Source organism: Streptomyces katrae, from assembly GCF_000966975.1.
GTDB lineage: Bacteria > Actinomycetota > Actinomycetes > Streptomycetales > Streptomycetaceae > Streptomyces > Streptomyces katrae.
In genome coordinates, this window is the sequence record NZ_JZWV01001385.1 from 1 (window position 1) to 4,233 (window position 4,233).

At 75.3% G+C, this 4,233-nt stretch carries 3 protein-coding genes and 2 pseudogenes; 3 read left to right on the forward strand and 2 right to left on the reverse strand.

The window, feature by feature from the left end; genetic code table 11:
- Positions 1-36: 36 nt before the first annotated feature.
- Positions 37-690, reverse strand: coding sequence for a DUF7691 family protein (locus tag VR44_RS37535; RefSeq protein ID WP_045952151.1), 654 nt, complete (start codon positions 688-690; stop codon positions 37-39).
- Between the two features lie 306 nt (positions 691-996).
- Between VR44_RS37535 and VR44_RS43420 the strand changes: the two are divergent.
- Positions 997-1,995 (forward strand): annotated as a pseudogene (locus VR44_RS43420) (carboxylate-amine ligase); the annotation flags it as partial.
- 155 nt (positions 1,996-2,150) lie between these two features.
- Here VR44_RS43420 and VR44_RS37545 read toward each other — a convergent pair.
- Positions 2,151-2,912: a 2OG-Fe dioxygenase family protein gene (locus VR44_RS37545; protein WP_045952152.1), complete on the reverse strand. Its 762-nt coding sequence runs from the start codon at positions 2,910-2,912 to the stop codon at positions 2,151-2,153.
- Between the two features lie 203 nt (positions 2,913-3,115).
- Here VR44_RS37545 and VR44_RS43425 point away from each other — a divergent pair.
- Positions 3,116-3,620, forward strand: a pseudogene (locus VR44_RS43425) (hypothetical protein).
- A 378-nt stretch (positions 3,621-3,998) separates the two neighbouring features.
- Positions 3,999-4,233 (forward strand): restriction endonuclease (locus VR44_RS48020; protein WP_245692826.1); only part of this gene is annotated, 235 nt, incomplete at its 3' end.

Consider the following 4,233-nt stretch of genomic DNA (forward strand, 5'->3'; position numbering starts at 1 on the left):
GAGATGTGTATAAGAGACAGACCCGGCCTCGCCCGGTCAGCCGGTGATCGAGAAGAAGACCGAGCCGTCCTCCGCCCACCACCAGGCCCCCTGTCCCTCCTTCCACTCCGAGGCCCAGCCGTCGAGGGCCTTGACGAGCTCCTCCAGGTCGTACCGGAGATCGGGGTCAATCCGGTCCAGCACCGCGCGGTAGGCCTCCACCGCGGGCACGGCCTTCGCCAGCGGCCAGCAGCCGATCTCCGGGGAACCGTCCATGGGGTGGGGGATGTGGAACCCGATCTCGGACGGCGGGCCGCTGAAGACGTACTGACGGGGCAGCAGTTCCGCCGGGACGCCCTGCGCGCCCAGCGCGTCGTCCAGGGCTGAGAAGAGGGTGAGGGGACTGCGGTAACTCCCCAGGGTGTCGGGGTCGCTCGCGTTGTGGTCGATGATGATCTGGAGGGCCGCGTAGTAGGCGCTCCCGGCATAGGCGGCGGAGGAGCCTGCACGGCCGGCCGTCAGCTCCTCCAGGGCGTCCGGGACCGACAGCCCCCAGTCCACGCCCTGGTGGTCGAGGCTGTCCTGGCGCGCCCGCGCCGTCCTCCGCATGCTGTCCAGGCGCCGTGACCCGTCGGCGCTCAGGTCCTCGGCGGGCACGAATCGCAGGACCTGACCCCGGTTCGCCATGCTGTAGTTCACCACTTTGCTCATGGGGCCATGCTGTCAAAGGGCACTGACAACGCCGGCGCCCAGGGCTCCCGGCCTCCTCAGCGGGCTGTCGCGACCCTGGCGGCGTATTCCGCCAGTTGGCCGGTCGCGGACCTTACCTGCGGTGTCGGTCAACCGTCGGCCCGATGATGGCACGTCCGCCCGCGGCGACCTGCGACGGTCCTGCTCCGCCCGCTCCCGGCAGCACCGTCCGGTCACACGGCCGGGGCGGTGCTCAAGACGATCACCGGACAGTGCGGGCCCCGGCCCTGACCGGTCGTACCGGCCGGTAGTGGGGATGCTGAAGGAATGAGAGACCCCGCCGCAGCGGTCCCGACGATCGGGGTCGAGGAGGAGTTCTTCCTCGTCGACCCGGACACCCGCCTGATCGTGCCGGCCGGACCCGCCGTGCCGGCCGGACCCGCCGTGGCCGCCCGCGCCGCGGGCGACGCGGGGGACCGGGCGACACAGGAGTTCGCCCTCTGCCAGGTCGAGGGACGCACCCGCCCCTGCCGGTCCGCGAGCGAGCTGCGCCTGGAGCTGGAGCAGGCGCGCGGGGCACTCGTCGCGGCGGCCCGCGCCGAGGGCGCACGCCTGTGCGCGTCGGGCACCGCGGTGCTCCAGGAGGCCGGGCCGGTCCAGGTGGCCGAGCACCCCCGCTACCGGGCGGGGCGTCTGCAGTACCGCAGCATGATGGACGACTTCGCCGTCAGCGCCCTGCACGTCCACGTCCACCTGCCCGACCGCGAACTCGCCGTGCGGACGGCCAACCACCTGCGGCCCTGGCTGCCCCTGCTGATCGCCGCGACGGCCAACTCGCCGTACCACCGGGGCCTCGACACCGGGTACGCCAGCTGGCGCACGGTCATCCGCCACCGCTTCCCCTGCCTGGGCCCCCCGCCCTACGCCGCCTCGTGGCAGGAGCACGAGCGCCTGGCCGTCACGATCGCCGACACCGAGGCGATGCTGGACGCGCGGACGCCGTTCTGGGACCTGCGCCCCAACCCCCGGCTGCCGACCCTGGAGGTGCGGGCGATGGACGTCCTGCCGGACCTCGACGACACCGTCGCCTTCGCCGTCCTCCTGCGCGCCCTCGTACGGACCGCCGCCGACCGGGGACGGGCAGGGGACCCCGGGCCGTGCTGGGAGGCAGAGGTGCTGCGGGCCGCCTGCTGGCGTGCTGCCCGGGACGGATGGAGCGGTGACGCCTTCCATCCCGCTACGGGCCGCTCCCGCCCCGTCGCGGACATCGCCGGCGAGCTGGTGGACCTCGTACGCCCCGCGCTGGAGGAGGCCGGGGACCTTCACGAGGCCACCGGCCTGTTCGACCGGCTGGCCGGGCGCGGTGACGGCGCGACCCGGCAGCGGGCCTGGGCGGCCGCGGGAGCCGGGCCCGCGGCGGTGGTGGACNGTGGTGGACCGGCTCGTGGCGGCCACGGCACGCGGGACGGGCGGCGGCGGGGTCAGCGGGCGGCCAGAGTGGTGACCAGGACGTCCCTGTGGCCGGGCCTGCCGGTGTCCTCAGGCCGGACGGGTGACACGGCGTGCCAGGTCGCACGGTCGTCACTGAGCAGGAGCGTGCCGGGCTCGCTGAGGGTGGTGGCCGCGATCTCCCTGCCTTCGGCGTCGTAGACGGTGCTGCGGCCCCCGGTGACGTTCCGACGGCCGGCCAGGAGCGAGGACACCAGCGTGACACCGTCCTTGTGGCGGCCCTCGGGCGTGGGTTGCCCCAGGCTGCCGGACCGGGCGACGACGCGGAACGGGTGCACCCGTACGATCCACTCGTCGGCGTCGTCCAGCCCCGCGGCGACCTCGCCCAGCAGCCGGATCAGGGCGCCCAGCACCGGCTCGGCCCGGAACGCGTCGGTGAGCGGTTCGAAGCGGCGCTCGACGTCCACGTAGAGCGGGTTGCTGTCGTCGGGCTGGACGAAGACCTCGTGCGGCAGGGGTGTGATGCCGCCGGCCTGCCGGGACAGCAGGAACTGCCCGTACCGGCGCAGCCGGCTCGTCCCCTTCTCGGCCGCGTAGGGGTCCGCGGCGAGGTCCTCCCAGTGCCCGTCGAGCCGCGCCCACTCCGCGGGGGCCACGCCCAGGCACCGGGAGAGCACGGCCGGGGGCATCAGGTACCAGCCGCGGGACGCGACCATCCGGCGTGCTTCCGCGACCGCGCGCACCGCCTCGCCGCTCCCGCCCGCCGCCCGCCCGGAGCCGTTCTCCTCGTCCATGTGCCCATGCTCGGTCCTGACCGGCGGCCCGGCACCCGCAGCGCCGCCGACGCCTCCGAGCGGGTGACCGCACGACGTGCCTCATGCCGCACGCCGGCCGCCCCCGGCTACGCCGGTCGTCCACGAGCGGAGCAGCGCGGCTTCGCCCCGCAGCTCGCGGACGCGGCACGGGCCGGGGCGAGCACGCCATCGAGGAAGCCGCCGTGTCCGCCGATCTCGCACCCCCCACAGCCGCCGCGCGCCGGCTGCTGACCGCCTTCCCGCCCTCCGCGGGAGCGTTCAGCCGGGCCCTGGCCGAGGCCCAGGCCCGGCAGGCCGTCACCCTCGCCGCGGCTTTGCGGTACCCGACGCCGCTCGACGCGGAACTCCTGCACCTCCTCGGTCCGGGCGGGAGCGCGCGGCTCGACCGGCTGACGGGCGCCGATCACCAGGACGACTCCGATGACGAGGCCGGCCGGCGGTCCTGGGTGGACGAGACCGTCGTCAGCTGGGCCGCCTGCCTCCTCGCGGCCCCCGCCCTCGCCGCCGACGCCCACCGCCGGCCGGGTCGACGAGGTCACCCGTCTCACCCGCCCCGGCGGGCACGAACACGCCGCCGCGCCCTTGCTGCGCCACCCCGACCTGCTGGAACCGGTCGCCGCCCTCCACCGGGCGCCGCTGCTGGAACTGCCGGCGCTGCCGGAGACCGAGAACGCCCTTCCGGGGTAGCCGGCCGTCGGTGCGCACGACGGCTACGTTGAGCTCCTGGACCGACCGGCTTCCCGCGCGCCGCGAGGACCGGCCGGTTCGAAATCCGCACCCCCGGCCATACGAACGTCCAACAGGCTTCGGGAACAGTGGTGTTGCCGGGGGTGAGGGGGACCGTATGACCACCGTCGAGGACGAGGGGCCGTTGACCGTACGCGGCGCCGGACCCGCGCGGAGCCCCGGTCAGGGACGCGACGCGGTGCTCGCGCTGGGGTTGCTCGGGACCGCCGTCGCGGGCGTGGCCGCCTTCCTGAAGGCTGTGTCCGCGGACGGCATCCGGCTCCCCATGGCTCCGGTCGTGGCCCTGGCCCTCCTGCTGCTGGGCGTGCTCCTGGCGAGGTGGAGCCTGCACCGGCCCGGCGGTGGCGCCGCACCCCGCCGCCCGACGGGAGCGCGGAGGCACCCTCACCCGCCAGCCTCGCCGACCTCGGGGGCGAGGCCCTCGACCACGTAGCGGCCGACGCCGACGGCTTCGAGGACACGGTGGCGGCCCTGTGCGCCCGGGACGGCTGCACCGCGGTGGAGGTGGTCGGCGGCGCCGGCGACCTGGGCGCCGACGTCGTCGCGACGGCGG